Genomic DNA, 1,584 nt, shown 5'->3' with positions numbered 1-1,584 from the left:
GGTGAGGGATCATGGGGGCGTGACCGCCTCGCCCTTCGGCCCGTCGCCGCGACCGCGCGACGACGGTAGCGCGGTCCTGCCGCAGCCACGGCCGGCGCCCGACGACGAACCCCGGGCGGTCGAGGTCCTGACGCCGGATGTCGTGGCACCMGTTCCTGCGCCGACACCCACGCTCCGCGTGTACGCGGACGGGTCGGCCCTGTCCCGGTATCTCGTGGGTGCACCGTGCCGCGCGCAGTGGCTCGAGTGGACCGCCGACCACGAGGGTGAGCTCCTCACCACGCCGCTCGGCCTGACCGAGCTCCGCCGTGCAGCCCGTCCGCGCGGCGTCGAGGCGACCGGCGTGGCCCACGACGTCGAGGAGCGCCTCGAGGTCATCCGGTTCTCCGACCAGACGCTCCGGGCGGCCACCAAGGTGTCCGGCGTGCTGCCGCCGTTCATCGCGCTCCACCTGGGGGCCGCGCTGGCGCACCCGGGGGTCGGGGGCGTCGCCACCTACGACCTCCAGCTGGCGCAGGCCTCGGCCCTGCACGGGCTGACGATCGTCTCGCCCGGGTGGCCGGCCGGCTGGTGGGAGCGGGCCGGGGGGTAGGTGCTCTTCCGCGCGGCGCCTCGCGGGCCTAGTTTCGGATCGTGACTCACGACGGTGGAGCGCTCCGAGACCCAGCACCCGATCTTCGGGGGGTCAGGCCCGCGCCGCCCCTCGTTCCCTCTCGCCGCCGGGCCGCCGACCCGGTGACGCACCTGACGCGCGAGGAACGCGAGGCCCGAGGGGCCGCCGCCCGGGTTCTGCTGCCGCGGGATCGGCTTGCACACCTGGGCGCGGGGGACTCCCGGCCCGACCCGATCGAGCTGTTGGTGTCGCAGGGCACGACGCGGCTGCCCGAGCTCGTCCCGCTCCGGTACGGGCGCATGGCGACCTCCTCGTTCGCGTTCTACCGCGGGGCCGCGCTGCTCATGGCGTCCGACCTCGCGGCCGTCCCCGACTCCGGGCTCGACGTCCAGCTCTGCGGCGACGCGCACATGTCGAACTTCGGCGTGTACGGGACGCCGGAGCGGCGGATGCTGTTCGACCTCAACGACTTCGACGAGACCCTCCCCGGACCGTTCGAGTGGGACGTGAAGCGTCTGGTGGCGAGCGTCGAGGTCGCGGCGCGGAGCATCGGGGTCGACGACCGGGAGCGGCGGAAGATCCTCACGGAGGTGGCCAAGACGTACCGGACGGCGATCCGCGACCTTGCCGACAAGGGGAACCTCGAGGTCTGGTACGCGCGGATCGACATCGACGACTTCCTGCACGAGCACCGCGACGACTTCGGCAAGGCGCAGCTGAAGCGGACGGAGTCGTCGGTGAAGAAGGCGCGGACGCACGACCACCTGCGGGCAGTGGGAAAGCTGACGGAGATCGTCGACGGGCGGCGACGGTTCCGGTCGGACCCGCCGCTGGTCACCTCGCTCGAGGAGATCCTCGGCGACAAGGCCGCGCGCATCTTCACCGCGGCGATGGGTGAGCTGGTGCGGGCGTACCAGAGCAGCCTGGAGCCGGCGCGTCGGCACCTGCTCAGCCAGTACCGGGTGATCGAC

Annotated in this window: 2 protein-coding genes; both read left to right on the top strand. The window is 73.0% G+C overall.

Annotated elements, in window-relative coordinates:
• Positions 1–592, top strand: a 592-nt coding sequence (locus AC1DUQ_RS21635) for a hypothetical protein (protein ID WP_477074626.1), incomplete at its 5' end; no start/stop codon positions are given.
• 266 nt (positions 593–858) lie between these two features.
• The coding region (locus AC1DUQ_RS21630) for a DUF2252 family protein (protein WP_477074625.1) at positions 859–1,584 on the top strand (726 nt) is incomplete at its 3' end.

It is taken from the genome of Cellulomonas sp. P4_B5_2 (assembly GCF_056402235.1).
This window is presented reverse-complemented; position numbering and strand designations above follow the sequence as displayed.